This is a genomic window from Stenotrophomonas muris, assembly GCF_052751275.1.
Map to the genome: position 1 here is coordinate 967,845 of NZ_CP199879.1, position 25,823 is coordinate 993,667.

25 protein-coding genes and 1 tRNA gene are annotated in these 25,823 nt (G+C 65.6%); 14 read left to right on the plus strand and 12 right to left on the minus strand.

Features of this window, described 5'->3' with window-relative positions; genetic code table 11:
• Positions 1 to 4 precede the first annotated feature (4 nt).
• Positions 5 to 397 (plus strand): type II toxin-antitoxin system HicB family antitoxin, encoded by a 393-nt coding sequence (locus ACUVWL_RS04235; RefSeq protein ID WP_100450295.1) that lies wholly within the window; start codon positions 5 to 7, stop codon positions 395 to 397.
• 146 nt (positions 398 to 543) lie between these two features.
• Here the strand turns inward: ACUVWL_RS04235 and ACUVWL_RS04240 are convergent, their stop codons facing one another.
• The 3 genes from ACUVWL_RS04240 to ACUVWL_RS04250 all read right to left on the minus strand — a co-directional run bounded on the left by ACUVWL_RS04240 (position 544) and on the right by ACUVWL_RS04250 (position 2,632).
• Entirely contained in the window at positions 544 to 1,548 is a 1,005-nt protein-coding gene (locus tag ACUVWL_RS04240; protein WP_445978846.1) for a restriction endonuclease, read from the minus strand.
• Between the two features lie 236 nt (positions 1,549 to 1,784).
• A complete protein-coding gene (locus tag ACUVWL_RS04245; protein ID WP_180834921.1) occupies positions 1,785 to 2,276 on the minus strand; it encodes a phasin family protein in 492 nt (163 codons plus the stop codon).
• A gap of 80 nt (positions 2,277 to 2,356) precedes the next feature.
• On the minus strand, positions 2,357 to 2,632 hold the full coding sequence (locus tag ACUVWL_RS04250; RefSeq protein WP_005417302.1) for a polyhydroxyalkanoic acid system family protein: 276 nt from the start codon (positions 2,630 to 2,632) through the stop codon (positions 2,357 to 2,359).
• A 125-nt stretch (positions 2,633 to 2,757) separates the two neighbouring features.
• Here ACUVWL_RS04250 and ACUVWL_RS04255 point away from each other — a divergent pair, with 125 nt between their 5' ends.
• The 4 genes from ACUVWL_RS04255 (at position 2,758) to aroA (ending at position 7,757) form a co-directional block, all read left to right on the plus strand.
• Positions 2,758 to 3,564 carry an FHA domain-containing protein gene (locus ACUVWL_RS04255; protein WP_032961655.1) on the plus strand — a complete coding sequence of 269 codons (807 nt, stop codon included), beginning with the start codon at positions 2,758 to 2,760 and terminating at the stop codon, positions 3,562 to 3,564.
• A gap of 472 nt (positions 3,565 to 4,036) precedes the next feature.
• On the plus strand, positions 4,037 to 5,122 hold the full coding sequence (gene serC / locus ACUVWL_RS04260) for a 3-phosphoserine/phosphohydroxythreonine transaminase (RefSeq protein ID WP_445978847.1): 1,086 nt from the start codon (positions 4,037 to 4,039) through the stop codon (positions 5,120 to 5,122).
• A 51-nt stretch (positions 5,123 to 5,173) separates the two neighbouring features.
• Positions 5,174 to 6,373 (plus strand): prephenate dehydratase, encoded by a 1,200-nt coding sequence (gene pheA, locus ACUVWL_RS04265; protein ID WP_425604363.1) that lies wholly within the window; start codon positions 5,174 to 5,176, stop codon positions 6,371 to 6,373.
• 76 nt (positions 6,374 to 6,449) lie between these two features.
• Complete coding sequence (gene aroA / locus ACUVWL_RS04270) at positions 6,450 to 7,757, plus strand: 3-phosphoshikimate 1-carboxyvinyltransferase (RefSeq protein WP_445978848.1); 1,308 nt, start codon at positions 6,450 to 6,452, stop codon at positions 7,755 to 7,757.
• Positions 7,758 to 8,057: 300 nt separating this feature from the next.
• Here aroA and ACUVWL_RS04275 read toward each other — a convergent pair whose 3' ends face one another.
• Together ACUVWL_RS04275 and ACUVWL_RS04280 are read right to left on the minus strand one after the other, a co-directional pair.
• Positions 8,058 to 8,630 carry an energy transducer TonB gene (locus tag ACUVWL_RS04275; RefSeq protein ID WP_046431429.1) on the minus strand — a complete coding sequence of 191 codons (573 nt, stop codon included), beginning with the start codon at positions 8,628 to 8,630 and terminating at the stop codon, positions 8,058 to 8,060.
• Positions 8,631 to 8,749: 119 nt separating this feature from the next.
• Positions 8,750 to 9,388 carry an energy transducer TonB gene (locus ACUVWL_RS04280; RefSeq protein ID WP_111207052.1) on the minus strand — a complete coding sequence of 213 codons (639 nt, stop codon included), beginning with the start codon at positions 9,386 to 9,388 and terminating at the stop codon, positions 8,750 to 8,752.
• A gap of 113 nt (positions 9,389 to 9,501) precedes the next feature.
• On the opposite strand from ACUVWL_RS04280, the gene serS reads away from it, so the two are divergent.
• Positions 9,502 to 10,782 carry a serine--tRNA ligase gene (gene serS / locus ACUVWL_RS04285; protein WP_445978849.1) on the plus strand — a complete coding sequence of 427 codons (1,281 nt, stop codon included), beginning with the start codon at positions 9,502 to 9,504 and terminating at the stop codon, positions 10,780 to 10,782.
• Positions 10,783 to 10,848: 66 nt separating this feature from the next.
• Here the strand turns inward: serS and ACUVWL_RS04290 are convergent, their stop codons facing one another.
• Together ACUVWL_RS04290 and ACUVWL_RS04295 are read right to left on the minus strand one after the other, a co-directional pair.
• The gene (locus ACUVWL_RS04290; protein ID WP_049404486.1) at positions 10,849 to 11,211 is read right to left on the minus strand and encodes a variant SH3 domain-containing protein; all 363 of its coding nucleotides are present in this window, start codon (positions 11,209 to 11,211) and stop codon (positions 10,849 to 10,851) included.
• A 136-nt stretch (positions 11,212 to 11,347) separates the two neighbouring features.
• Complete coding sequence (locus tag ACUVWL_RS04295; RefSeq protein WP_014647610.1) at positions 11,348 to 11,935, minus strand: FMN-dependent NADH-azoreductase; 588 nt, start codon at positions 11,933 to 11,935, stop codon at positions 11,348 to 11,350.
• A gap of 128 nt (positions 11,936 to 12,063) precedes the next feature.
• On the opposite strand from ACUVWL_RS04295, the gene ACUVWL_RS04300 reads away from it, so the two are divergent.
• Positions 12,064 to 13,056, plus strand: a complete 993-nt coding sequence (locus ACUVWL_RS04300) for a LysR family transcriptional regulator (RefSeq protein WP_005410175.1) — start codon at positions 12,064 to 12,066, stop codon at positions 13,054 to 13,056.
• 72 nt (positions 13,057 to 13,128) lie between these two features.
• On the opposite strand, the gene ACUVWL_RS04305 is transcribed toward ACUVWL_RS04300, so the two are convergent.
• On the minus strand, positions 13,129 to 14,475 hold the full coding sequence (locus ACUVWL_RS04305) for a DUF7256 domain-containing protein (protein ID WP_111207054.1): 1,347 nt from the start codon (positions 14,473 to 14,475) through the stop codon (positions 13,129 to 13,131).
• A gap of 150 nt (positions 14,476 to 14,625) precedes the next feature.
• On the opposite strand from ACUVWL_RS04305, the gene ACUVWL_RS04310 reads away from it, so the two are divergent.
• A tRNA-Ser gene (locus ACUVWL_RS04310) sits at positions 14,626 to 14,715 on the plus strand.
• Between the two features lie 43 nt (positions 14,716 to 14,758).
• Here ACUVWL_RS04310 and ACUVWL_RS04315 read toward each other — a convergent pair.
• The 3 genes from ACUVWL_RS04315 to acuI form a co-directional block, all read right to left on the minus strand.
• Positions 14,759 to 15,145, minus strand: a complete 387-nt coding sequence (locus tag ACUVWL_RS04315; protein WP_111207074.1) for a DUF6713 family protein — start codon at positions 15,143 to 15,145, stop codon at positions 14,759 to 14,761.
• A gap of 127 nt (positions 15,146 to 15,272) precedes the next feature.
• A complete protein-coding gene (locus ACUVWL_RS04320) occupies positions 15,273 to 18,026 on the minus strand; it encodes a UvrD-helicase domain-containing protein (RefSeq protein ID WP_445978850.1) in 2,754 nt (917 codons plus the stop codon).
• 150 nt (positions 18,027 to 18,176) lie between these two features.
• The gene (gene acuI / locus ACUVWL_RS04325) at positions 18,177 to 19,166 is read right to left on the minus strand and encodes an acrylyl-CoA reductase (NADPH) (protein ID WP_014647607.1); all 990 of its coding nucleotides are present in this window, start codon (positions 19,164 to 19,166) and stop codon (positions 18,177 to 18,179) included.
• Positions 19,167 to 19,268: 102 nt separating this feature from the next.
• Between acuI and ACUVWL_RS04330 the strand changes: the two genes are divergently transcribed.
• Positions 19,269 to 19,622, plus strand: a complete 354-nt coding sequence (locus tag ACUVWL_RS04330; RefSeq protein WP_445978851.1) for a winged helix-turn-helix transcriptional regulator — start codon at positions 19,269 to 19,271, stop codon at positions 19,620 to 19,622.
• A gap of 54 nt (positions 19,623 to 19,676) precedes the next feature.
• On the opposite strand, the gene ACUVWL_RS04335 is transcribed toward ACUVWL_RS04330, so the two are convergent.
• Positions 19,677 to 20,126 carry a hypothetical protein gene (locus ACUVWL_RS04335; RefSeq protein ID WP_445978852.1) on the minus strand — a complete coding sequence of 150 codons (450 nt, stop codon included), beginning with the start codon at positions 20,124 to 20,126 and terminating at the stop codon, positions 19,677 to 19,679.
• A 631-nt stretch (positions 20,127 to 20,757) separates the two neighbouring features.
• Between ACUVWL_RS04335 and ACUVWL_RS04340 the strand changes: the two genes are divergently transcribed.
• The 5 genes from ACUVWL_RS04340 to ACUVWL_RS04360 all read left to right on the plus strand — a co-directional run bounded on the left by ACUVWL_RS04340 (position 20,758) and on the right by ACUVWL_RS04360 (position 25,803).
• Positions 20,758 to 21,165, plus strand: a complete 408-nt coding sequence (locus ACUVWL_RS04340; RefSeq protein WP_049442492.1) for a hypothetical protein — start codon at positions 20,758 to 20,760, stop codon at positions 21,163 to 21,165.
• 76 nt (positions 21,166 to 21,241) lie between these two features.
• Positions 21,242 to 22,105 carry a Smlt3025 familytype IV secretion system inhibitor gene (locus ACUVWL_RS04345; RefSeq protein ID WP_445391772.1) on the plus strand — a complete coding sequence of 288 codons (864 nt, stop codon included), beginning with the start codon at positions 21,242 to 21,244 and terminating at the stop codon, positions 22,103 to 22,105.
• Positions 22,106 to 22,129: 24 nt separating this feature from the next.
• On the plus strand, positions 22,130 to 23,455 hold the full coding sequence (locus ACUVWL_RS04350) for a Smlt3024 family type IV secretion system effector (RefSeq protein WP_014647604.1): 1,326 nt from the start codon (positions 22,130 to 22,132) through the stop codon (positions 23,453 to 23,455).
• Positions 23,456 to 23,594: 139 nt separating this feature from the next.
• Positions 23,595 to 24,461 carry a Smlt3025 familytype IV secretion system inhibitor gene (locus tag ACUVWL_RS04355; RefSeq protein ID WP_053451569.1) on the plus strand — a complete coding sequence of 289 codons (867 nt, stop codon included), beginning with the start codon at positions 23,595 to 23,597 and terminating at the stop codon, positions 24,459 to 24,461.
• A 19-nt stretch (positions 24,462 to 24,480) separates the two neighbouring features.
• A complete protein-coding gene (locus ACUVWL_RS04360; RefSeq protein WP_445978853.1) occupies positions 24,481 to 25,803 on the plus strand; it encodes a Smlt3024 family type IV secretion system effector in 1,323 nt (440 codons plus the stop codon).
• Positions 25,804 to 25,823: the final 20 nt, after the last annotated feature.

The following is a 25,823-nucleotide window of genomic DNA, read 5'->3' on the forward strand; positions in this document are numbered from 1 at the left end:
GCCCATGCGATATCCAGTCTTGATCGAGGCGGGCGATGAGCGCACCGCGTGGGGTGTGGTCGTTCCAGATCTGCCGGGGTGCTTCTCGGCGGCCGACACGCTTGATGATGCGCTCAGCGCTGCCGAGGAAGCTGCACTCGCCTGGATTGATGTGGCCCTGGATGAGGGGCGCTCGATTCCGACACCTTCCGCGCCGCAGAAGATCGCCGCCGAGGCATCCAAGGACATCTGTTGGATTCTTGCGTACATCTGCATTGATCCGGCTCTGCTGGACGACACCATCGAGCGGGTCAATATCAGCCTGCCACGCCGGATCCTGGCGAGGCTGGATGCGCAGGCCAGAGCGGCGGGTGAATCGCGCTCCAGTTACATCGCCCATCTCGCGGCATTGGGCTGAGCAGGCGCCACGTGGAGCCGAGCCCATGCTCGGCTGCTGTTCGCGCGTGGCTCAACTCTGCAAAGGCATCCACGCGTGGCGTGGATCTACCAAGGGGTCGCGCATCGGGGTTCAGTAAATCCACGCCACGCGTGGATGCAGCCCCATCAGTACGTGGCGCACTGCCGCCAGCGCACCGGCTCATCCACGCCGGGGCGGGCGTTGAGCTGGATGCGCACGTTGCGCAGGGCGGGGTAGTGCAGCACTTCCTCGCAGACCAGCGGCCACACCGCGTCCAGTTCGCCGGTGCGGTTGATCGCCAGTGTCTGCCGGGTCAGCCAGACACCGCTGGCGATGCCGGGCTTGCCGGCCAGGGCGCGGGCCAGATCGGCCTGGAAGCGCTCCAGCGTGGCGGCATCAGGGTCGGGATTGCTGCGCGCGTCGGTCGCCGGGGCGACGGCAGGCGTGGGAGCGGGGGCGGCCGCAGGGACTGCTTCGATCGGGGCGGGTGCGGCTGAAGGCGCGGCCGAAGGCGTTGCCACCACCGGCGCCGCAGCGACCGGAGTGGCCTCTTCCACATGCAGGCCCTGCAGACCCAGGCCGACAAGCAGCCCCAGCGTGGCCGAACCCAGTGCGGCAATGGCAATGCGGCGCAGCGCTTCGTGCCGGGCGCTGGCGCGCACGCGCGCTTCGATATCGGCAGGGAGGTAGGGCTGCAGCAACGGCCACAGGCGCGGCCCATCCAGCACTTCAACCGCCTGCTTCTCGGCGGCGCCACGGCCGTCGCGCTCGATACGGCCTTCGGTCAGCAGTACGCCACCCTTGGCGCCGGCCAGGCGCGCGGCCGCACCCAGTTCGTTCACTGCGGCGGTGCCGATGCGGTAGGCCAGGCCGTGCTTGCACGACACCAGCCATTGATTGGGGCCATCGCTGAGCAGGAAGTCGCTGCTCGGCTCGCGGGCATCTTCGGCCGGATCGATCAGCTCACGCAGGCCGCGCTGTTCGCGCAGCATGCGCTTGACCAGAACCGAGAATTCGCGCCAGTGCATGCCTGCCAGAGCCTGCAGGCCGAGTTGCATCTCCTTCTGCCGCCGCTTGATCCACCACAGATAGACAACGGCCAGGGAACAGGTAAGCAGGGCCGACAGCAGGGCCAGGATCCAAGGGAGCATGCAGGAGTAGGGCGGAAGGGGCGAAAGCGGATAGCGACAGTGTAAAGGTCGCGGTGCCCGGCTGGGTCAGGATGTTCCTGACAGGAAGCGTGATGGAGCGCGCAGAACGGTATACGACGGACACGAAAAACCCGCCAATCCTGAAGCCGTGAGGGGAGGGAACAAACGGCAGCCGAAGCGATTGGCGGGTTGCTCGCGATTGTCAATCAAAATTTATTGCATTGCAACAATTGCGCTCAGGGAATGCTGTCCGGCGATTGATGGCTGCCCGGTGAGGGGGCATCTGCACCCGAAGCCGCCCGGTTTTCCAGCCTGGCCAGGCGCGCGTGCAGGGCATCGATGCGGGCTTCCAGCGCGGTCACCTCGTCGGCAGTGGGCACATGCAGCCGCTTGAGCACGCCCTGCACCTGGTCATCGAAGGCCTTCTCGACCTTGTTCCAGGTGCCCGAGGCCTTCTCGCGGGCTTCATCCAGGGACGATTCGACGTTGTCACGCCAGCCCGGGCCCTGTTCGCCGCTGCGTTCACGGCGGCGGGCTTCCCAGGCTTCGCCTTCCTTCACCAGGCCGTCGAAGAAGCGGCTGCCCTCGGCCTGCGCGCGCCCCAGCGCACCCAGCCCGGCCAGCCAGACCTGTTGCGCCGAATCGCTGAGCTTGCGCGAGAAGCGCTCGGCCTGGTCACCGAAAGAGGCGTCGTCGTTGCGGCGGTCGTCGTTCTCGTAGTGGTTCATCGCACTTCCCGTGGGAGTTGGGCCTGCCCCGAGAGTAGCGCGCGGTGGCGTTGCACGGCCGTGATGGCCGCCGCTGGGGTTCAGCCCAGCTTTTCCTTCAGCACGCGCTGGATCTCGCCTTCGACCATGCCCTTCATCGCCGACAGCAGGAAACCGAGCTTGGCGGTCACGCGCACGGCGCCCGGCTGCAGTTCGATCGCACCGTCCACACCGCTGCCGGAGAAGTTCAGGACGTCGGCGGTCCAGGACGACTTCAGGCCGAAGCGCTCGGACAGCTTGGCAGCGACCTGTTCGATCGCGGCGCGCGCCTGTGCGTCGGGCAGGGCGTGGGCGTGGCGGACATCGATGGTGGACATGCAGGCTCCTGGCGCAGGGCGGGGATGATCAAAGAGGGCGAGCATTGTGCGCATCAAGGGCCGCCGCGCCAAGCACTCATCGTGGGTTCTTCTTCGTTGGCGACCAACCTGCTAGGCTGCGCCGCGTGCAGAACCTGCTAGTTCACTTCAGTCAGCAACAACAGCCCGACCAGCCCCTGCGGCCCGGGGTGCAGCGCATCGTGCGCCAGGCCAACGGCAGCGTGCGGCTCGGTGATGCCGGCCACGGCGCCCTGCTGCTGGCCCAGTTCTGCATGGACGATCGCGGCCTCTGGCTGCAGGTCGGCAATGGCATCCGCGGCATCCACGTCAATGGTCGACCGGTGCGCCGGATGGCCCTGCTGCGCGCGGGCGATGCGGTATACGTGGATGGCGTGGAGATGGTGCTGCAGGGCGAAGTCGAGAGCCTGCTGCAGGCGCCTGCGCCGAAGAACGAGGATGGCAGCGACGAGCAGCAACGACTGCTGCGCGGTGTCGGTGGCCTGCACCATGGCCGCAGTTTCACCCTGTCGCAGGCCCGCCTGATCGGCCGCGGCAACGAGGCCGACATCGCCATCGATGACCCGGCCTTCGCCGAACAGCATGCCCGCGTGGAAGTGCACGGCGAGCGCGTGCTGCTGCGCGACCTGGGCAGCGCCGACGGTACCCGGGTCAACGGCGTGGCCGTGCGCCACTGCTGGCTGCAGGCCGGCGACCAGGTCGTGTTCGATGGCCAGCACCGGTTCGTGCTGGAAGTGCCGCACGATCCGCGCCGGCGGCCGCTGCCCGCCGAGGACGACGCCAGCCACGAGGCCGAGCAGGCGCCGGTGCTGCCGGCCGCGCCGCGCAGGGTCCGGCGCTGGCCGTGGCTGCTGGTGAGTGCGCTGCTGCTGGCCGCACTGCTCAGCCTGCTGCTCTGGTTCGGCGCGCGCTGATCTGAATCCGCTGGGTCCGCGCCCTGGTGGGTGCCGACCTTGATCGGCACGCTCCGTCGGCGGGCTTGACGCCTGGCAGCACACGGCTTTGGTAGGTGCCGACCTTGGTCGGCACGCTTTTTCGGCGGGCATGACGCCTGACGGCGTACGCCGACCAAGGTCGGCGACTACCGGGGCTTTGCTGCTGATCTGAATCCGCTGGGTCCGCGCCCTGGTGGGTGCCGACCTTGATCGGCACGCTCCGTCGGCGGGCTTGACGCCTGGCAGCACACGGCTTTGGTAGGTGCCGACCTTGGTCGGCACGCTTTTTCGGCGGGCATGACGCCTGACGGCGTACGCCGACCGAGGTCGGCGACTACCGGCGCCACGCCGGCGGCGAATGGATTCCAATGAAACCAAATTTCCCTTGCCGCACTAGGCCGCAAGGCTGGTGCACTGCGGCATACTAGGGGTCTTGCCCCACAGGTGTGACATGACGCGCGCGTTCAACTTCAGTGCCGGCCCTGCGACCTTGCCGGAAACGGTCCTGCGCCAGGCGCAGGCGGAAATGCTGGACTGGCACGGTAGTGGTGCCTCGATCGTGGAAATGAGCCATCGCGGCGCGGAATTCATGTCCGTGGCCGCCGAGGCCGAGGCCGACCTGCGCCGCCTGCTCGATATCCCCGACGACTACGCGGTGCTGTTCCTGTCCGGTGGTGCCACCACCCAGCAGGCGCTGATCCCGCTCAACTTCGCCAGCCCCGGCCAGCGCGCCGACTACGTGGTCAGTGGCCATTGGGGAAAGACTGCGGTCAAGCAGGCCGGCGTCTACGTCGACGTCAACATTGCCGCCAGCAGCGAGCCCGACGGCTATCGCACGCTGCCGCCCCGCGCCGACTGGCAGCTCTCGCCCGACGCCGCCTATGTGCACATCACCGCCAACGAGACCATCCACGGCGTCGAGTTCCGTGATGTGCCGGATACCGGCGATGTGCCGCTGGTGGCGGACTTCAGCTCGTCCATCGCCAGCGAGCCGCTGGATGTACGCCGCTACGGTGTGATCTATGCCGGCGCGCAGAAGAACCTGGGCCCGGTCGGCATCGCAGTGATGATCGTCCGCCGCGATCTGCTCGAGCGTACTGGCCAGCCGCGCGCGGACATCTTCGATTACCGCTCGCATGTCGCCCGCGATTCGATGCTCAACACCCCGCCGACCTGGAACTGGTACCTGGCCGGCCTGGTGTTCAAGTGGATGCTGGCCGAAGGCGGCGTGGCCGAATTCGCCAGGCGCAATGCCGCCAAGGCGGCACTGGTGTACGGCGCCATTGATGGCTCCGGCGGCTTCTACCGGAACGAGGTCGCGCATGCGGCACGCTCGCGGATGAACATCCCGTTCTTCCTGCCCGATGCCGGGCTTGATGCCCGCTTCGTCGCCGAAGCCAAGGCTGCCGGCCTGCTGGCGCTGAAGGGACACAAGGTGGTCGGGGGCATCCGTGCCTCGCTGTACAACGCCATGCCGCTGGCCGGGGCCGAGGCGCTGGTCGCCTTCATGGCCGATTTCCAGCAGCGTCACGGCTGAGCAATGAACGGCGCGCACCGTCGGGTGCGGGTCCCGCAACAAGGAATTCCGATGGCAAGCAGCAAATCCAGCAAGACGGCGCCGAAGAAGGCCGAACCGGCCAAGGACAGCGCGCCCAGCAAGGCGAAGGGCAAGGCCAAGGCCGCCTCGAACCCGGCACCCACCCTGGCACCGCTGGCGCTGGCCGATGTGCGCTCGAAGATCGACCAGATCGACCGTGACATCCAGAGCCTGATCGCCGAGCGCGCGCGCTTCGCCCACCAGGTCGGCAAGGCCAAGGGCAAGCTGGCCGCCGCTGTCGACTACTACCGCCCCGAGCGCGAAGCGCAGGTGCTGCGCATGGTGGTGGACCGCAATGAAGGCCCGCTCAGCGACGAGCTGCTGGTGCATGTCTATCGCGAGATCATGTCGGCCTGCCTGGCCCAGCAGGAGCCGCTGAAGATCGGCTACCTCGGCCCGGAAGGCACCTTCAGCCAGCAGGCCGTGCTCAAGCACTTCGGCCGCTCCGCGCTGGGCCTGCCGATGGCCAGCATCGAGGAAGTGTTCCAGGAAGTGGAAGCGGGCAACGCCGATTTCGGCGTGGTGCCGGTGGAGAATTCGGGACAGGGCACCATCCAGATCACCCTGGACATGTTCCTGACCTCCAACCTGAAGATCTGTGGCGAAGTGGAACTGCGCGTGCAGCAGTTCCTGATGTCGCGCAGCGGCCGCATCGAGGACATCGAGCGCATCTACGCGCATCCGCAGTCGTTCATGCAGACCTCGGCGTGGCTGCGCGCCAACCTGCCGAAGGCCGAGAAGATTCCGGTGTCGAGCAATGCCGAGGGTGCGCGTCGCGCGCGCAACGCCGACGACGCGGCGGCCATCGGCGGCGAGAGTGCCGGCCACGTGTACGGCCTGAAGAAGGTGGTCACCAAGCCGATCCAGAATGATGCCGACAACACCACCCGCTTCCTGGTGGTGGGCCGCAACATCTTCCCGACCTCCGGTCACGACCGCACCTCGGTGCTGGTGTTCATCCATGACAAGCCCGGTGCGCTGTTCGATGTGCTCAGCCCGTTCGCCCGCCACGGCATCAGCATGAACCGCATCGAGTCGCGGCCGTCGCACCACGGCAAGTGGGAATACGGCTTCTTCATCGACCTGGCCGGCCACATCGACGACGCGCCGATGCAGGCGGCGCTGGCCGAACTGGAAGCGCACTCGGCGCAGATCAAGGTGCTGGGCTCCTACCCGGTGGCCGTGCCCTGAGTGCTGCTGTGGCGGCCCTGGCCGCCGCTCCCTGATGCATCGCCGGCGCTGCCGGCGTTTACGGAACGATCGAACGATGAGCAACGCGCAACACTGGATCGCCCGCAAGGGCCAGCCGCTGCAGGGCAGCCTGACCATTCCCGGCGACAAGTCGGTCTCGCACCGCTCGGTGATGTTCGCCGCGCTGGCCGATGGTACTTCGCATATCGAAGGCTTCCTGGAAGGCGAGGACACCCGCGCCACCGCGCGCATCTTCAGCCAGCTGGGTGTGCGCATCGAAACCCCCAGCCCGTCGCAGCGCATCGTGCACGGCGTCGGTATCGACGGCCTGAAAGCGCCGGAGGCACCGCTGGACTGCGGCAATGCCGGCACCGGCATGCGCCTGCTGGCCGGCCTGCTGGCGGGCCAGGCGTTCGACTGCACGCTGATCGGCGATGAGTCGCTGTCCGGCCGCCCGATGCGCCGTGTCACCGGCCCGCTGTCGCAGATGGGCGCAAGGATCGATACCCAGGACGACGGCACGCCGCCGCTGCACGTGCATGGCGGCCAGACGCTGCATGGCATCGACTTCGCCTCGCCGGTGGCCAGCGCACAGATCAAGTCGGCCGTGCTGCTGGCCGGCCTGTACGCGCAGGGCGAAACCCGCGTGGTGGAACCCCACCCGACCCGCGACTACACCGAACGCATGCTGTCCGCGTTCGGCGTGGACATCGAATTCTCGCCGGGCAAGGCGCGCCTGCGGGGCGGCCAGCGCCTGCGCGCCACGGACATCGTAGTGCCGGCCGATTTTTCCTCGGCGGCGTTCTACCTGGTCGCCGGCAGCATCATTCCCGGCTCCGAGCTGCGCCTGAAGCAGGTCGGCCTGAACCCGCGTCGCACCGGCCTGCTGCACGCGCTGCGCCTGATGGGGGCGGATATCACCGAAGAGAATCCGGCCGAGCAGGGCGGTGAGCCGGTGGCCGATCTGGTGGTGCGCTACGCTCCGCTGAAGGGCGCGCGTATTCCCGAAGCACTGGTGCCGGACATGATCGACGAGTTCCCGGCGCTGTTCGTGGCCGCCGCCGCCGCCGAAGGCCAGACCGTGGTGAGCGGTGCTGCCGAACTGCGGGTGAAGGAATCCGATCGTCTTGCGGCGATGGCCACTGGCCTGCGCGCGCTGGGCATGCAGGTGGACGAGACCGAGGATGGCGCCACCCTGCATGGCGGGGCTCGGCTGGGGAGTGGCACCATCGAAAGCCACGGCGACCATCGCATCGCCATGGCATTCACCATTGCCGGCCAGATCAGCGACGGCGAAGTGCGCATCAACGACATCGCCAACGTCGCCACGTCCTTCCCGGACTTCGATGGCCTGGCGCGCAGCGCCGGCTTCAACCTGGCCTGATCGGCGGATCGCGTTTTCCGGTAGGTGCCAACCTTGGTTGGCACGCTCACATCACCCGGTAGGTGCCAGCCTTGGTTGGCACGCTCACATCGCCCGGTAGGTGCCAACCCTGGTTGGCACGCTCACATCGCCCGGTAGGTGCCAACCTTGGTTGGCACGCTCACATCACCCGGTAGGTGCCAACCCTGGTTGGCACGCTCACATCACCCGGCAGGTGCCAACCCTGGTTGGCACGCCTCTCCAGATAAAAGGACGGAGGCCGAAGCCTCCGTCTAAACATCACGAACCCCTCGTCCGCGATCAACGCTGTTCGGTACGGAAATCCACCGGGACCCGCACCACACTGGCCACTGCACGGCCTTCATGCATCGCCGGCTGGAACTTCCAGTTCTGCACGGCGCTCAGCACCGCGCGATCCAGGTCACGGCTGCGTTCGCCGCTGCGCGAAACAATCGCGGCATTGGTCACCTGGCCGCGGCTATCGACATTCAGGCTGGCGATCACGCTGCCCTGTACGCCATTACGCAGCGCGGCGGCGGGGTAGGTCGGCTTGATGTTGCCTGCCAGCGGGCGCGCCTCGCGATTGCGTACCGCAGGGGCGGCTTTGCGCTGGTTGCCGACCGGTGCGGCCTGGCGGGCCGCCGGCTCCTGCGCGTCGGCCACCGGCGCCTGCTCGGGGGCGGGCAGCATGCGCTCGCCGACCGGTGCCGGCGCCACGTCCTCCTGATTCGAGTGACGCAGCCAGAGCAGCGCGGCGGCAAACATCGCCACGATCAGCGCGATCCACATCCAGGGCGACGTGGGCTTGTGCTGTTCGCTGGCGTCTTGCTGCAGCTGCGGCGAATGAAGGTCTTCGTGGGTGGTGGCGGTCATCGCAAACTCCTTCCGTCAATGGACGACGGGGAGAGTGTTGCGCGGGCCAGTGGCGGGAAGTGTCAGCGTTGCGTCAACGTCACCGGCAGGGTTCAGGTTGCCTGCCGGGAAACGTTCAGTTACTGGGTCTTGAAGTCGAACGGCACTTCAATGCTGCCCGGTACGGCCTGGCCGTTGCTCTGCGCCGGGGTGAAACGCCAGCGGCGCACGGCGTCGGTGGCGGCACGGTCGAGCTCGCGTGAGCCGCTGCGCTGGATGACCGTGGCATTGTTCGGGTAGCCGGTGGCATCCACGTCCACGCGCACCACCACGCTGCCGGTCTCGCCCGCGCGCAGGGCCGCGGCCGGGTAGGCCGGCGGCGGCGACTGGCCGGCAATCGGCATCGGCTGGCTGTTGCCGGTGGCGGCTGGCGCAGGGGCCGGCGTGGCCGGGGCCGGTTCAGCGATGGGCGCCGGCGGCGGCGGGGCGGTTTCGACCAGCTTCGGGGCGTCGTCCTCTACCGGGGCCGGCTTGGCATCGGGCATGTCGCTGGAGCCTGCGGCGGCGGCCAGCGGTTCCGGCAGCGGTTCCACCTGCGCGGTCTCCTGCGGGGTCTGCGCGGCCGGATCGGCACGGAAGAACTCCTTGTCGCGGCCGGTCAACCAGACCAGCACGAACAACAGCACGCCCACGCCGAAAGCGATGCCGGCGATCTTCAGGGCGTTGCGCGGGATATGCACAGTGAACGACTTGGCGGACGACGAGCGGGGTGCAGACATGGACCGGACCAGTACGGAATAGCCCGATTCTGCCACGCCAGGAATGAACCGGGCGGCAGAAATCCGTATAACAAGCGATAATCCCATCCCTGATACCCACCACGACACCTGCCATGCTTGATCCAGCCCTGCTCCGCCACCAGCCCGCCGACCTCGCCGAACGCCTGCGCACCAGCCGCGGCTTCGAGCTCGACGTGTCTGCCCTGGAGTCCCTGGAGGCGGATCGCAAGCGCATCCAGGTGCGGACCCAGGAGCTGCAGAGCCTGCGCAACAGCCGTTCCAAGGCCATCGGCCAGGCCAAGGCCAAGGGCGAGGACGTCTCGGCCATCATGGCCGAGGTCGCTGCCTTCGCCGACGAGCTGAAGGCTTCGGAAGTGGCGCTGGACGAGCTGCGCGAGAAGATCGAAGCGATCTCGATGGGCATTCCGAACCTGCCGGCCGACGACGTGCCGGCCGGTGCCGACGAGAACGACAACGTCGAGCAGGCGCGCTGGGGTACCCCGCGCCAGTTCGATTTCAAGGTGCTTGACCACGTCGAACTGGGCGCCCGCAACGGCTGGCTGGACGGCGAGACCGCGGCCAAGCTGTCCGGCTCGCGCTTCACCGTGCTGCGTGGCCCGATCGCGCGCCTGCACCGCGCCCTGGCCCAGTTCATGGTCGACCTGCACACCGGCGAGCACGGCTACGAGGAGACCAATGTGCCGCTGCTGGTCAACGCCGACTCGCTGCGCGGCACCAGCCAGCTGCCGAAGTTCGAGGACGACCTGTTCAAGACCGCCGTGGGCGACTCCACGCGTTACCTGATCCCGACCTCGGAAGTGCCGCTGACCAACATCGTGCGCGAAGAGATCGTCGACGCCGAGCGCCTGCCGCTGCGCATGACCGCCCACTCGATGTGCTTCCGTGCCGAGGCCGGCAGCGGTGGCCGCGACGTGCGCGGCATGATCCGCCAGCATCAGTTCGAGAAGGTCGAGCTGGTCTCGATCAGCCGCCCGGAAGACAGCGACGCCGAACACCAGCGCATGACCCGCTGCGCCGAAGTGGTGCTGGAAAAGCTGGGCCTGCCGTACCGCAAGGTGCTGCTGTGCACCGGCGACATGGGCTTCTCGGCGGTGAAGACCTATGACCTGGAAGTCTGGCTGCCGTCGCAGGAGACCTACCGTGAGATCTCCTCGTGCTCGAACTGTGGTGACTTCCAGGCCCGCCGCATGCAGGCGCGCTGGCGCAACCCGGCCACCGGCAAGCCGGAGCTGGCGCACACGCTGAACGGCTCGGGTGTGGCCGTTGGCCGCGCGATGATCGCGGTGATGGAGAACTACCAGAACGCCGACGGCAGCATCACCGTGCCGGAGGCCCTGCGCCCGTACATGGGTGGCCTGGAAACCATTGGCTGATAGCCGGCGCTGCGCGCCGCCGCCCGAGCATGGGCTCGGGCGCTACAGATCTGTGTAGAGCCGAGCCTATGCTCGGCTCTCCTTTATGGCCCGCAGCTTCTCCAGCGGCACCCATCCCGGTTCACCGTTCTCCGGCACGCACCATGCCCAGCCATTGAGCGTGCGCATCCCGCGCAGCGTCTGCCCAGGGTCCACATCCAGTTCGCGCGCGCAGTAATCCTGCGTGGCAAACGCGCCACCCTGCGCATCGCCGCCGATCACCGGCGTCGGCACGAATCCGGGCTGCTGTCCCTCGGCCTCGCAGAGGAACCAGTCGTCCCAGCCCTCCGGGCCTTCATAACGTTCGCCCACCACCAGCGCCTGGCCGCGGCGCAGGATGATCGGGTGCGGAAATTCGCTGCGGTGCGCAGCCGTCACGATGTAGTTCATGCCCCCAGCCTAGCGCGCCGCAAAAGAAAACGGCCCCGCACAGCGGGGCCGCCAGGGTGGGCCGGGAGGGGGAGGGGATCCCGGCCCGCGTTCAGCGCCCAGACGAGGAGGGAGGGGCGCCGAACGTTGGAACGCGTTACGCCGCGACGGCTTCGGCCGCTTCGTGCGACGGCAGCGCCGCCAGCGCACCGGCGATGGCGTCTTCACGGTGCTGCGGCGAGTAGGCGATGCCCTCGGCGCGCACGAACTCGACTTCGTTGATGCCCATGAAGGCGAACACCTGGCGCAGGAACGGCTCCTGGAAGTCGGCCGGCGAGTCGGTATAGATGCCGCCACGGCTGCTGGCGATGATCACCCGCTTGCCACCGGCCAGGCCCACCGGGCCGTTCTCGGTGTACTTGAAGGTGCGGCCGGCCACGGCCACGCGGTCGATCCAGGCCTTCAACGTGGATGGGATGCTGAAGTTGTACATCGGCGCGCCGATCACCACGATGTCGGCCTCCAGGAACTGCTGCATCACCTGTTCAGCATCGGTCGCTTCAGCGGCGTCGGTCTTGGCCAGCGAGCTGCTGCGCAGGTGCGGTACCGGATTGGCGTCAAGATCGCGATAATCGACCTGCAGGCCGTCGATCTGGCTGGCGAGGCGGGCGACCACGGCGGCCGACAGCTGGCGCGAGACGGAGTTGTCGCCAAGCACGCTGGCGTCGAGATGCAGAAGCTTCATGGCAGTCACCTATGTTCTGGGAGGAAGGGGGCGGGGTGGCCCCGCCGACGGAGAGAACGATAGGTTGTTGCAAAGGCGGAATAAAGGTGATTGAATGCCACGTATTGTTCTAGATATGGAACTCGGGCATGCATGACCTGAATGACCTGTACTACTTCGCGATGGTGGTCGACCACGGCGGATTCGCCGCCGCCGAGCGCGCTTTGGGCATCCCCAAGTCGCGACTGAGCCGCCGCATCAGCCAGCTGGAAACCGACCTGGGCGTGCGCCTGCTGCAGCGCTCCACGCGCCGTTTCGCGGTCACCGATGTCGGCACCAGCGTGCACCGGCATGCGCAGACGATGCTGGCCGAGGCCCAGGCCGCCCGCGAAGTGGTGGACCGCCTCAGCGCCGAACCGCGCGGCGTGGTGCGCGCCAGCGTGCCGGTGTCACTGGCGCAGATGCAGCTGCCCAAGCTGCTGCCCAAGTTCCTTGAGCAGTATCCGAAGGTGCGGCTGCAGCTGAACATCAGCAACCGCCGCGTGGACATCATCAACGAAGGCTACGACGTGGCCCTGCGCGTGCGTTCGCGCCTGGACGACGACGGCAGCCTGGTGATGCGCAGCTTCGGCCAGGTGCAGGAACTGCTGGTGGCCAGCCCGAAGTACCTCGACCGCGCCGGCCGCCCCAAGGACCCGGAAGAGCTGACCCAGCACGTGACCCTCAGCATCAGCGAAGACGAAGCCCGCCAGCGCTGGGAACTGCATGGCCCGGAAGGCGAAGTGCGCCGGGTCGACCTGCAGCCGCGCGTGGCCGGCTTCGACTTCCCGCTGCTGCAGAGCATGGTGAAGGACGGTTTCGGCATCACCATGCTGCCGGAAACCGTGTGCGCCGACGCCGTGCGTAATGGCGAGCTGGAAGTGGTGCTGCCGGACTGGTCGCTGCCGCAGGGCGTGTGCCACGCCGTGTTCGCCTCGCGCCGCGGCCTGCTGCCGGCGGTGCGCGTGTTCATCGACTTCCTGGCCGAGCACCTGCCGCCGCAGCTGGAGGCCTCGCGCCTGGATTGCGGTGGCGCCTGTGAAAAGGCCAAGGAGCGGATCAAGGCCAGTGCACTGGGTGCGCTGGCGGTGGATGCGGGCTGAGAGCTGCTGCACCGCTTCCGTGAAGAAAAGCCCCGGCGACGTTCCGGGGCTTTTTACTTCAATGCGACGGTGTCATCCGCACGCCCAGTCGATCTTCATCTGCTGCAGATCCAACTGTGCGTTGCCGCCACCGAAATTGAAGCCGCCAAAACCCTCCTCGAATTCGAGGTAGTAGGGGCCGAACTCAGGGTAGCCCTGCTGGGGCTGCATTGTTCCGCCGAGGTGGGCAATGGAATCCCAGCGACTCAGGTTCAGTTCCTCACCGCGCTCGCTGAATGCTTCGATGTATCCACTGATGGCGCATTCGCTTTCCCACTCCCGCGGTGATCTCCCAACGTTGGGATCGTCAGCGCGGATGCCTGTGCTGATCGGCAATGCAACGGCCTCGCTGGAGGCGCCTCCGATTCCTGCGCCCGGGATGACGGCATTTCCGTTCCTGGTGTACAGCCATCGCTCGTAGAAATAGCTCGCGTAGTCCTGTCCGATCCAGCTCGGAGGGGCACCCAGCAGGGCTGAATTCAGCTTGGGCGGCAGGCTCAGCTCACCATCAAACTCCTGCTGTGTAAGCCAGATGGCGCAGAATTGCGTTCCAAGGATGTCTTCCATGCTGTGGCTGTGCGCATGCTTGGCCTGGCGATGCTGCCAGAAGGGAAGCAGGTCGCGGCCCTCTGGCGGGGTCATGGAAAGGGGAGAGGTGAAGTATTCCGCGATTTCCTCGACGGTGCAGAGTTCCTCCTGCTGGTCGTCGACGAACAGAGAGAGAGCAACCAGCTCATTTCCCTTGGTTCGGTACTCCGAGGGCAGGTGCAACGTAAAGGCGTGCCGCAGCGGGTGCCCGTTGCTGGAACTCAAAGGCCATTGTTCAGCGGTGATGCCTGGGGGAAGGCCCAGTGTCCAGCCTCCGGCCCATTCGCTGCCCCGGCCTGCTTTGGGGAGCACGCGCTGAGGGCCAAGCGCGATGTCAAAGGCCTTGGTCAACGTCGGATCGAATATGGGCGCTGCAGGTTCACAGTAGGTGGCATTCGGGTTCTCCAGGCGAATGCTCCTTACCGTGTTGTCCCGCGTGTTCACGTTCGCGGCCACCTGCAATCCGTCATCCGTGATGAAGCCGAAGGTCGCCCATCCCTCGCATGAGTCCTCTGGCTCTTCCGGCAGTACAGCGAGGCGAGGATTGTTGGCGAGAGCGTCGCCGATGGCCATGCCTGTACGCAGGCCCTCGACCAGCACCGTCTTGGGCATTGAACAGGCGAAAATGACGTATCCAATGGCTCGATCGCTATCCAGTCGAACGAAAACGTCCTTGCTCAGGCAAGTCAGATGACCTTGTTCATCCGGCTCCTTCCATCGGGTGCCCAGAAGTTGGGCCAGGGCGCTTGAAGGCATGCCCGGGCGTATGTTCAGGAGGCTGGAGTTGTCCATGGGGTGGGGACCAGAGGGAATTGGTCACTCTAGCCAGCCGGGGCGTGGGAAGGCTATCGGATTAGTTGCAGATGGGCGTGGCGTAGGGGTCTTGGGCAAATCGCCCGGCCGTGCGAGAATGCGTGCCCGGCCAGCAGGCTGTGCCGACACGGAGAGATGGCCGAGCGGTTTAAGGCACCGGTCTTGAAAACCGGCGAAGGGTCAAACCTTCCGTGGGTTCGAATCCCACTCTCTCCGCCAGTTGATTCAAAGAGCCCCTGGATTCAGGGGCTTTTTCGTCTCGTCAGTCCACGCCATCGATCTGCACGCGAGCCGGGGTAGCACGGCGGCCTTGCATGAGGAGCCCGACGCCGGCCACGAGGCAGGCCGCCAACGTTGCGATGGAGAACGGAAGCAGGAACTCGTCACGACCGGCCGCGGCGAAGCCCGCATGAATCATGGCGGTGCCGGCGCCAACTGTCCCGCACAGGCTGGCATACGCCCGCGCGGAGGGCTTGGCCAGCACAACCTGGCGATAGCCATGCAGCAGGGCGCCCACAGCGATCAGGTTGAAAGCCAGAAACCCCTGGACGCCGCCGGGAAGGCCGAACAGGGTCCACTCGTGCCAGAACGCTGCATCAATCTGGTGCAGGACCAACGCCAGCAGTGTTGCCAGATACCACCGTTCCATGGGGTCGTCCATTTGAATGTCGGCAAAGTCTAGCAGCCGGAGTGAGTAGTCGATCTCCGGCCTGGGCGAAGCTCACGGTGACGGTGAGGGCAGTGCGCACATCGCCAGGAAAGCGCAGAAAATGCGCTCACCCCCTACGCCCGGCCTTAGGCTTGTTGTGGCACAACGGGTAACTCGAGCACGACCGGAAAGCCCCATGTGGCCCATTCCGGTCCACGAATACGCCCACCTTGCACATCGGGCAGCGCTCATCGTGGATGGCCGCGCCTGAAATCGCGGTTACTTCCACTGCCCCGTCCTTCACCAGCTCATCCAGGAATGGCGAGTGCTTGCCCTGCAGGGTGAACATCGCGACCGACCGTCGCGCACGCGTCAGCGCGACATAGAACAGGCGCCGTTCTTCGCTCAGCGGATAGGTATCGCCGTCCGGCATTGCCAGCGAAAGCACCGGGTCATCCGCGCGCAGGCTCGGGAAGCTGCGGTTGATCATGCCCGGCAGGATCACGTAGTCCGCCTCGCGCCCCTTCGATCGATGTGCGGTAAGGAACTCGACGTCCATCGTGCTGCCGAAGGCCGTCTTCCAATCCGAAGGCATCGCACCGCGATCCGCGCGATACCGCCCCAGAACAAAGACCGTCACGCGCCCGGTGCGGCCCTGCGGCACTGCACCTGACAACAGTTGCTGGTGCAGCTTCGCAAGGTACTGGCGAACGCCATCCTGCACCTCCTCGCGCCGGTTCATCTGGAACGCCTGCAGCACCGGGCCCATTGCCGGCGCAGCAGAGCGAACGTTTTTGGCGATCTGCGCGGGGTTGCGGCTGATGAAGCGGCTGGACACATCACACAGTGCCTGTGGGCAGCGGAACGTCTGCTCCAGTTTCAGCACCTGGCCATGCCCCATCCATTCGCGGAATCCAGTCATCACCGCAACATCGGCACCGGCGAAGCGATTGATCGATTGCCAGTCATCGCCCACCGCAAACAGATGGCGGCCCGGTTGGCTGACCAGGGCACGGCAGAGGCGCGCGCGGGCGCGCGATGCGTCCTGGAATTCGTCGGCCATCACCAGTTCGTAGGGCGATTCATAGTGGCCCTGTTCCAGCAGCCCGGCCGCCATGTTGAGCATGTCCTCGAAATCGATGCTGCGCTCGTCAGCCAGTGCGTTGTCCCAGGCCTGGAAAACCGGCCCGGCGATCTCCAGGAAGCGCCGGTAGCGTTCCTTGAACTGATCCTCGGGCATCTGCCGCAGGCGCGCCGCCATATCGTCCAGTGTCAGGCAGTTGCTCTTGGCATGGGCAATGAAGGTGCGCATCAGGCCAATCAGGTCTGCGTCCGGCATCGGCTTGGCGCCTTGATCAGGCAGCTCGCGGTCCGGGTTCGGGTCGAGCTCGACATCAGACGCGCCAAGCCGCTCGGCAAGATGCTGCAGGGCCTGTCCACTGCGCAGGCCAAACGACGTCGTCTCGACCAGAGCGGTGCCGCGCGCCACATGCTGCTGGCGCTTCCAGTGCATCCCTTCGCTGTAGTTGGCAAAGTGCTTCGGCGGCTGGCCATCGGCATCCAGCGCAAAGTGCTCGTGATACAGCTGGGCGTCCGGATAGTAGAAGTCCGGGCGATACTGGCGATGGGTGTCTGTCGCGGTATCGAATTCGTAGCGCCGCTCGTAGTCGTACGCCACGCCGTTGTAGAACAGCCAATCGGCGATGACGCACTCCTCCAGGCTCTTCACCCGCTCACCCTTCAGGGTGCGGATGTAGGGCGTGCCATCGCGGTCGTAACCATCGGCCATCATGTCGGCACCGAACGGCGGCAGGTCGCGCCCGAACACCAGGCGGAACATGTCCCACTGGGTGCGGAAATGGGTCGAGCGGTCCTTCAGGTCGTCCACCAGTTCGGCCAGCTTGTTGAAGCCCAGCGTGGCGTCGATCGCCCATTCCGGGATATCAGGCTTGCGTCCCGTGGCCTTGGCGATGATGGCCAGGCCCAGGGCGTGGAAAGTCCGGGCTTCCACCACGGTGTCGCCCATGCCGAGCCGGTCGAAGCATCGCTGCGCGCGCTCCTCCAGCTCCTGGGCGGCGTCCTTGTTGAAGGCGAGCATCACGATCCGTTCGGGTTCGACAAAGCCGCGGTCGATGGCATAAGCGGCCTTGGCGACCATTGTGGAGGTTTTCCCAGAGCCGGCCGCGGCCACGACCTGTACCCGGTTGTCGAAGCAGATGACGGCGTGGGCTTGTTCCTCGGTCAGGGGCTTGCTCTCGACCCGGTCCAGGAAGTCCTTGGCCAGCACCCGCTCGCGCTCTGCCATGGTCGCGTTGGCCTCGGCCCAGACGGCGGGCCAATCCAGCTGCCAGTCGTGCAGGGCGTCCAGCGCCATGCGGTGGCCGGGCGCGTGCAGGTCGTCGTGCACCTCCTCGTCGAGGAACAGCTGCTCCAGCTCGGCGGGCGGCAGGGGCAGGGCGGGGCGGTCGGCCAGCAACGCCTGCTGCTGTTCGTGGGTGATCCAGCGGCGTCCGGTGGTGCCTCGGTCGGTAAGCGCGTCTGCTTCGGCCAGCCACGCCTGGATCTCCGCCAGAGCGCGCTCAAACAGTGCTTTGCGCCCCCGCCTGGAGCGCGCGAAAAGCATATGCTGCACGGCAGCCGCAAGCCGGGAGCCCTGGCTGTTGGGCAGCCCATCCACGGACAGTGCTTCACCGTGCTCGGTCGTCAGTTCGACCCGGGACCAGAGCACGCCGCGAACGACCCGCACGCTGTGTTCGTTCGCCACCTGCTGGCGGTACTGCCTGCCGTCGATCAAAAGCGCGAGCTGTTCGCCATCCAGCTGCAACTGCCAGTCCGGCGAGCGGGTCACACGCTGGCCCCAGCCCGAGGGGCGCCATTCCATAGACATCCAGATACTGCCTTGCGTACGTCACCGGGCGTAAAGTGCCCTTGCCGCCCCATGATAAGGCGGCTTGGCATGGCGCGCTGGGATTCCGGTCACTCGCGCACGCGCGCCAGCGATGGCATTGCACCCTCGCCGGCGCGGCAGGCGTCAGGCGTTCACATCCACGACAATGCGGCCACGCACCTTGCCGGGGATGATCTGCTCATAGACATCCAGCACCTCGGCGAGGCCGATCTGCTGCACGGTGCTTTCCAGCTTCTGCGGGTCCAGGTCGGTCGCGAGCCGATCCCAGGCGCGCTGGCGAACCTCTTGTGGGGCATTCACCGAATCCACGCCCGCAAGGGTCACATTGCGCAGGATGAAGGGCAGCACCGAGCCGTGCAGTGCATCGCTCTGGGCCAGGCCACAGGCGGCCACGGCACCGCGGTACTTCGTTTCGGCGATGGCATTGACCAGCGTTGGGCCGCCGGCCACATCCACCACGCCGGCCCATCGCTCGGCACTCACCGGCCGCTCGCGCGGCTCCGAGAGCTGCGCACGATCGATGATCTCGGCCGCACCCAGGTTGTGCAGATACTCGGCGTGCTCCGGCCGCCCGGTGGCGGCCACCACGCGATAACCCAGCTTTGAAAGGATCGCCACCGCAATCGAGCCGACGCCGCCGTTGGCACCGGTAACCAGCACATCGCCCTGTGCAGGCGTCACCCCTGCATGCTCCAGGGCCAGCACGCACAGCATCGCGGTATAGCCAGCGGTGCCGATGGCCATGGCGTCGCGGGTGCTCAGGTTGCCGGGAATCCGGTTGAGCCATTCGCCGCGTACGCGGGCGCGCTGTGCCAGGCCGCCGTGGTGGCCCATGCTCAGGTCCCAGCCATTGAGCACGACGCGGTCGCCTGGCTTGAAGTCGGCCCTGCTGGATTCCAGCACCACGCCTGCCAGATCGATGCCGGGAATGAGCGGGAACGTCCGGATGACCGGACTCTTGCCGGTGAGGGCAAGCGCATCCTTGTAGTTGAGCGTGGAGTACTCGACCTGTACCAGGACGTCGCCGTCCACCAGGTCGGCTTCATTGAAATCGACCAGTTCCGTGGATACGCCGTCGTTCGTCTTGCGGGTCAGCAGTGCCTTGAAACTCATGGTGGGGGCTCACGTTCAGTGGATGGCCCCATGCTAGGCTCGCACCGTTATCGCAACAAGAACGACGATTTTCCGTAGGTACTATGGTTTTCCGGAGTATGCATGCGTAGCAAGCGTTGGGATGGCAAGAGCGGTTGCGCGGTGGAAGTCACGCTGTCGGTGATCGGCGGCGTGTGGAAGCCGATCATTTTGTTTCACCTGATGACCGGCAAGCGGCGTTTCATGGAATTGACGCGACGGGTGCCCAATGCCACCCAGTCCATGCTCACCAGCCAGCTGCGTGAACTGGAAGCCGATGGCGTGGTGATCCGCCACGTGTACCCGGAAGTGCCGCCGAAAGTGGAATACGAGCTGTCCGAGTTCGGGCGCACGCTGGTACCGGTGCTGCTGGCCATGCGCGAGTGGGGCGAGACCTATCGCGGCCATGGAAGCACGGAAGGCGATTGCCAGCGTTGAAGACACTTTTGGCTCTGCGCGAGCGCATTCTGGATGCGCCCGCGCCTGGATGGCTCAGGCCGGCTGCGCTTTCCGGTCCTGCACCACCCGGGTGGCCAGCAGTGCCAGGGTGACCAGCGCGGAGGCGATTGCCAGCCACAACAACAGCAGGGAGTTGTCCGTTTCGCCAACGGCCATCGCCACGGACGGGTCTTTGGCGTTGTAGCGGATATCAATCTCTTCCGCCTCGTCGGTGGCACGCATCCGATTGCCAAGGTCGTTGGAGACCGCGATCTTCTCGACGCGTGATTGGCCGTCTTCGGTTTCGAACTCGACATTCAGGACGAAGTTGCTCTTTCTTCCCCTTTTCTCATCCCAATGCACTTCGGTGACGAGGCCCACCGTATCGCGCCCCTCGGCACCGTCAGTGAGGGCATGACGGTGATGGTCGTTGTAGGCGGCCACGGAAAGTGCGACCGCCACGCCAGCAGCAACAAGAATGTTGCGCCAGGAAGTGAATTCCATAATGAGCTCCTGATCCATTGAGGTCGGCGACTATAGCCTTCACCTCGCGGATCTCGTACGGAAATGGCCTGGCGCAGAAATTTCGTTGTGATCAGATCGCGCTCGAATGTGCCTGTGGGCTCCTACATGCAAGCGTTCCCGGTGTGTATCCAGCGCGGAACGTCTGTGCTGGAGCTGAAGGCGGAGGCCGTGCGTAGCGACTTTCTGCGCGATCGCCATGGTCGGCGTGTCGCGTTCGGCTCGATGTGATCGTTGGGTAGTACGCGCAGGCAGGCGCGATGTATCAACGAAGCACGTCAGTCGGTGGACGGTTCGCCATCCCGTGACGCAACCAGCGTAGGAACGCGTCAGCGCGGACTTTTCCTACTTTGCTTCGGCGATGGAGTGCGCCCATCATCGCCGCGCCAAGGCACTCGCCCTGGCCGGGATTGGCGTCCCGAACTTACATGATGCGCGGCGTCACGGTTGCAGCCAGAGTTGCAACCGTGACAATGCATCGCCTGTCAGTTCATGGCGGACGGTGCGTGGGGATCTCTCGATCCGCCGGCTTCTTGCATCATGTATCCGGCACGCCAACCCGCACCGTCCGCCACCTTGCATCTGCAGGTGGCCACATCGTGAGGTTGCCGTCATGCCCGAACGTCTTCCCGACCATCCCCGCCTGCACGCGCTGCTGGGTGCCGCCGTACTTGATCTTCCCGCTGCCTCGGCCGAAACGCTGGAGGACGCGCTCCGCGAATCCGCCGAGTTCGTCACCCCATCGGCATTCTTTGCACACCTGAAAGGCCACGGCAGGAACCTGCGCGCCGATGGCGAGGCCTGGGTTGAAATGCACCTGAGCCCTGGCCGGGCCTTCGACATGGCCCTGGCGACCCGCAGCGTTTCGGGCATCACGGCGTTGACCGCGGTGCTGCACGCTGCGCATGTGGCGCGGGAGAGCGACGATCCCGCCTGCTGTCCCTCCGCCGCCGTGGTCGAAGGTCTGTTCAACGCCTGTCAGGCGTTGTCGCTGCAGGTGGAACGCTGCCTGGTGCCGTGAAGGGCTGCGACGCGGTTCCTGTTCCGTTGACGCCCGGTTCCCTATAGTGGCGCTGGAACTCTGCAATGGAATGCCCATGCACGTGATGTCCCCCGGCCGTTGCCTGACGCTTGCACTTGCCGTCGCGGTGAGTGCCGGCGCGTGTGCGCGGCCGCCGTCCACCGAACACGAAAGGAATCCCGCCATGTCCGGCGCAACGCAGACCGGCCGCACGATCAACGGCCACACCTATACCGATGCGCCCGTGGACGTGAAGCTCGGGCCGAACACTTTCCGCATTCCGGCCAACTACCTGGACAGCCAGATCGCACCGTGGCCCGGCGAGGGCGTGACGCTGGTCATCGAGTGGCCGGACATGAAGCCGACGCCGCCGGGTGCCCGGGCCAATCCGCGTACGAATGATTTCCGGAAGGAGATTGCTGTTCGTATCAACTACATCGATCGCATTCCAATTGAGACTTCGCTTTCAAGGCTTTCCTCAAATGAAGCCATCACGGAGGAGGGTTCTGTGGAAAGGGAGGATCCCAGGGACCGTCTCGATCAACGCGTTGCACAGCCGGAGACCTTGGGCCTGACGCCCTATGCAATCGATGAAGCGAAGATGGTGTTGTACGCGAAGAAGTACGAGGCCCGGTATGGGAAGCCGCCTGTCCGCAATCCGGCATTCGAGCGCGACTGGTATGTTGCACGGGACGGTGCTGGGGGACTGACAAGCTTCATCAAGTGCGATAGCGCAACGTTCCTGGGGGACGGAGTGCGCCTGACGCAGGACGAGGTCATTGATCTGGACGATCCTGTGGCTGCCGGATGCGTTCACTACTTTGTCGATATCTCTGACAGCCTATCCATCTCCCTGCATTACAAGAGAGCTTTCTTGAAAGACTGGAAACGCATGGAAGATGCTGTTCGCGATGTTCTTGCTGCAGCACGGACGCGCTAAACGACGAGGCTCAAGGAGAAAGCAATGAGCGGCCTGACCCAGAAGGACATCAGAATCCTCATCGATTATGCAGATGCCGGTAATCGTGAGCTGTACTGGAACTACCTGTCGCAACTGCCGGGTTCGGACGGCTACGGTACGCTGGCGCTAGGTGTGGTACGTAATGACAGTTTGCCTGGACGCGTGGCCAATGCCTACGCGCAAAGCCATGCCAGATCTCAGAATGACGAAGGTTCGCGCTTTCCAAATGCCGAGCTGAGCGAGCGCCAGTGGGAAGCATTCGGGCGGACACTGCTGCGGGAAGATCTGGAGCTTCGACAGGCGTGGATGGGAAACGGACGTGCGGATCTCGCGCTGAATCTGCCTGGCGCTGACGTCATGCTGGCTCATGACCGCGCTTTCGAGCAGCACAGACTGGACCCCAATTGCTGGACTCCTCGAGTGCTCCTGCAAGCCGCCTCGGACAAGAGCGGCCCCGAGAAGCTGGAACAGATCTGGACCAACATGCTCAACAATGACTACGCCGGGGGCCCGCGCGTAGGCAACACCAGCGTCGATGCCATCAGCCAGATGGGATGGGCGAAGGGCGGGCAGTACCTGACCCGGTTGAGCGTGCTGGAAGCTACCCAGGCATTGGAAGGACGCTCGGCGGTCGATCCGAACGTCATCGGTGGCAACAGCTACTACGCGATGTACTTCGAAGCGGACAGGAAGTGGGCCAGTGTCAGCGCGGGTGGCGGCCATATGTCGATGCGGGAGATCACTGACCCCGCCCGTATCGCCGAACTCAACGACGCGCGCGAGGTTCGTCTGGAACGGCAGGAAAAGCGAACCCAGTTCCACCCGGACGACCCGTACCGGACCATCACCCGCAGTCCGCTTACCGCAGCCGTGGACGACGTGCCGGATCCCGCGCAGGCCCCGACCCGTCTGGCCGACATTGGTCCTGGCCACCGTGAGTACGCCTTGATGCAGCAGGTGCGCGAAGGCGTGGCCGCGATTGATGCCAGCGCGGGACGTACCCATGATGAGAACAGCGAGCGCCTGGTGGCGAGCGTGATGGCCTTGGCGCGTCACAACCAGCTTGAACGTGCCGACCATGTCCTGCTGAGCGCGCAGACCGCCGATCATCCGGCCGGCCGCAACGTGTTCGTGGTGCAGGGCGAGTTGAATGATCCGGCGCATCTGCGGGCCTCCATGCCCACGGACCGGGCGGTGCAGACGCCGGTCGAGCAGTCACTGCAGGCCCTGCAGGCAGTGGGTGCGGAACGTGAACAGGCACACGCGCAGCGCCAGCAGCAGGAGGTCGATGCGCGGGCGCGCGACACCCCGGCCATGCGGATGGCCTGACCGGCCCCCCGGGTGAGCCGGTCACGGGCTCGGGTCTAAAGTGGTTTTCGCCTAGGCCTTTAAGCCTTGGGGCGCGGACCCTTCGTTCGCCTCCGCAGTTTTACCTATAATCGATTGGGAACTCTGCAATGGAATGCCCATGCACGTGATGTCCCCCGGCCGTTGCCTGACGCTTGCACTTGCCGTCGCGGTGAGTGCCGGCGCGTGTGCGCGGCCGCCGTCCACCGAACACGAAAGGAATCCCGCCATGTCCGGCGCAACGCAGACCGGCCGCACGATCAACGGCCACACCTATACCGATGCGCCCGTGGACGTGAAGCTCGGGCCGAACACTTTCCGCATTCCGGCCAACTATCTGGACAGCCAGATCGCACCGTGGCCCGGCGAGGGCGTGACGCTGGTCATCGAGTGGCCGGACATGAAGCCGACGCCGCCGGGTGCCCGGGCGAATCCGCGTACGAATGATTTCCGGAAGGAAATTGCTGTGGCGATCGACTACATCGATCGTGCGCCAATCGAAACATCATTGGAGCGATTGTCCTCCAACCAGGCATCCGCCGAGGAAGGATCGGTGGAGCGAGGGGATCCTCGGGATCGACTCGATCTGCGTATTGCGCGGCCCGACGTCATGGGACTGACGCCTTACGCCATTGATGAAACGAGGATGGGGATTTTCTCGAAGGAATACGAGGCACGCTATGGAAAACCGCCCACCCGTAATCCTGCCTATGAAGATGACTGGTACATCGCGCGCGCTCCCAACGGCAGCCTGACCACATTCATCAAATGCGAAAGCACGGCGTTTCGGGGGGATGGCGTTCGCCTGCAGGGCGATCAGGTCATCAGTGAGCAAGGGCAAGCCGCTGCGGGGTGCTTCCACTATTTCTCGGATGTGGAGAACAAGCTTTCCATCTCGCTGAACTACAAGCGGGCCTTCCTGGCGGACTGGAAGCGGATGGAAGATGCGGTGCGGGATCTTCTCGCGCGCTCCCGCGTCCGGCAGTGAGTGCATTCAGGAGCAGGCGATGGGCGGATTGACGCAAGAGAATCTCAGGATTCTGGCCAGCTATGCCAAGGCCGGAAACCGTGAGTTGTACTGGAACTATCTGTCGCAGCTGCCAGATGCGGATGGCTATGGCACGCTTGCGCTGGGTGTTGTTCGCAACGACAGCCTGCCAGGCCGCGTTGCAAACAGCTACGCACAGGATTACGCCCGAGATCAGGAAGGCAAGGGCTCCGGCTTTCCCGATGCGCAGCTGAGCGAGCGGCAATGGGAGATGTTTGGGCAGACGCTTCTGCGCCAGGACCTGGAGCGACGCCTGTTCTGGATGGAGCAGGGGCGTCCCGAATTTGCACTGAATCTCCCCGGCAAGGACGTGATGCTGGCACACGACCGGGCATTCGAACGGCATGAACTCGATCCCAACTGCTGGACGCCGCGCGTGTTGCTGCAGGCGGCTGAGCAGAAGAGCGGCCCCGAGAAGCTGGAACAGATCTGGACCAACATGCTCAACAATGACTATGCCGGAGGCCCGCGCGTAGGGAACACCAGCGTCGATGCCATCAGCCAGATGGGATGGACGAAGGGCGGGCAATACCTGACCCGTTTGAGCGTGCTGGAAGCCACCCAGGCACTGGAAGGGCGCTCGGCGGTCGATCCGAACGTCATCGGTGGCAACAGCTACTACGCGATGTACTTCGAAGCGGACAGGAAATGGGCCAGTGTCAGCGCGGGTGGTGGCCACATGTCGATGCGTGAGATCACCGATCCGGCCCGCATCGCTGAACTCAACGACGCGCGGGACGTTCGTCTGGAACGGCAGGAAAAACGTACCCAGTTCCACCCGGACGACCCGTACCGGACCATCACCCGCAGCCCGCTGACCGCAGCCGTGGACGACGTGCCGGATCCCGCGCAGGTAGCGACCCGCCTGGCCGACATTGGTCCGGGCCACCGCGACTACGCACTGATGCAACAGGTGCGCGAAGGCGTGGCCGCGATCGATGCCGGCGCCGGGCGTACCCACGACGAGAACAGTGAGCGCCTCGTAGCGAGCGTGATGGCATTGGCCCGTCGCAACCAGCTTGAACGGGCCGACCATGTGCTGCTGAGCGCGCAGACCGCCGAGCATCCGGCCGGCCGCAACGTGTTCGTGGTGCAGGGCGAGATGAGCGATCCCGCGCATCTGCGAGCGGTCATGCCTACGGACACGGCAGTGCAGACGCCGGTCGAACACTCGCTGCGGCAGATCGAGGCCGCCAGCCTGGAGCGACAGCAGGCGGCCATGCAGCGCCAGCAGGACAACGACGTCCACGCACGTGACAACCCTGCGATGCGGATGGGCTGAGGTTACGTAGCAGAGCCGAG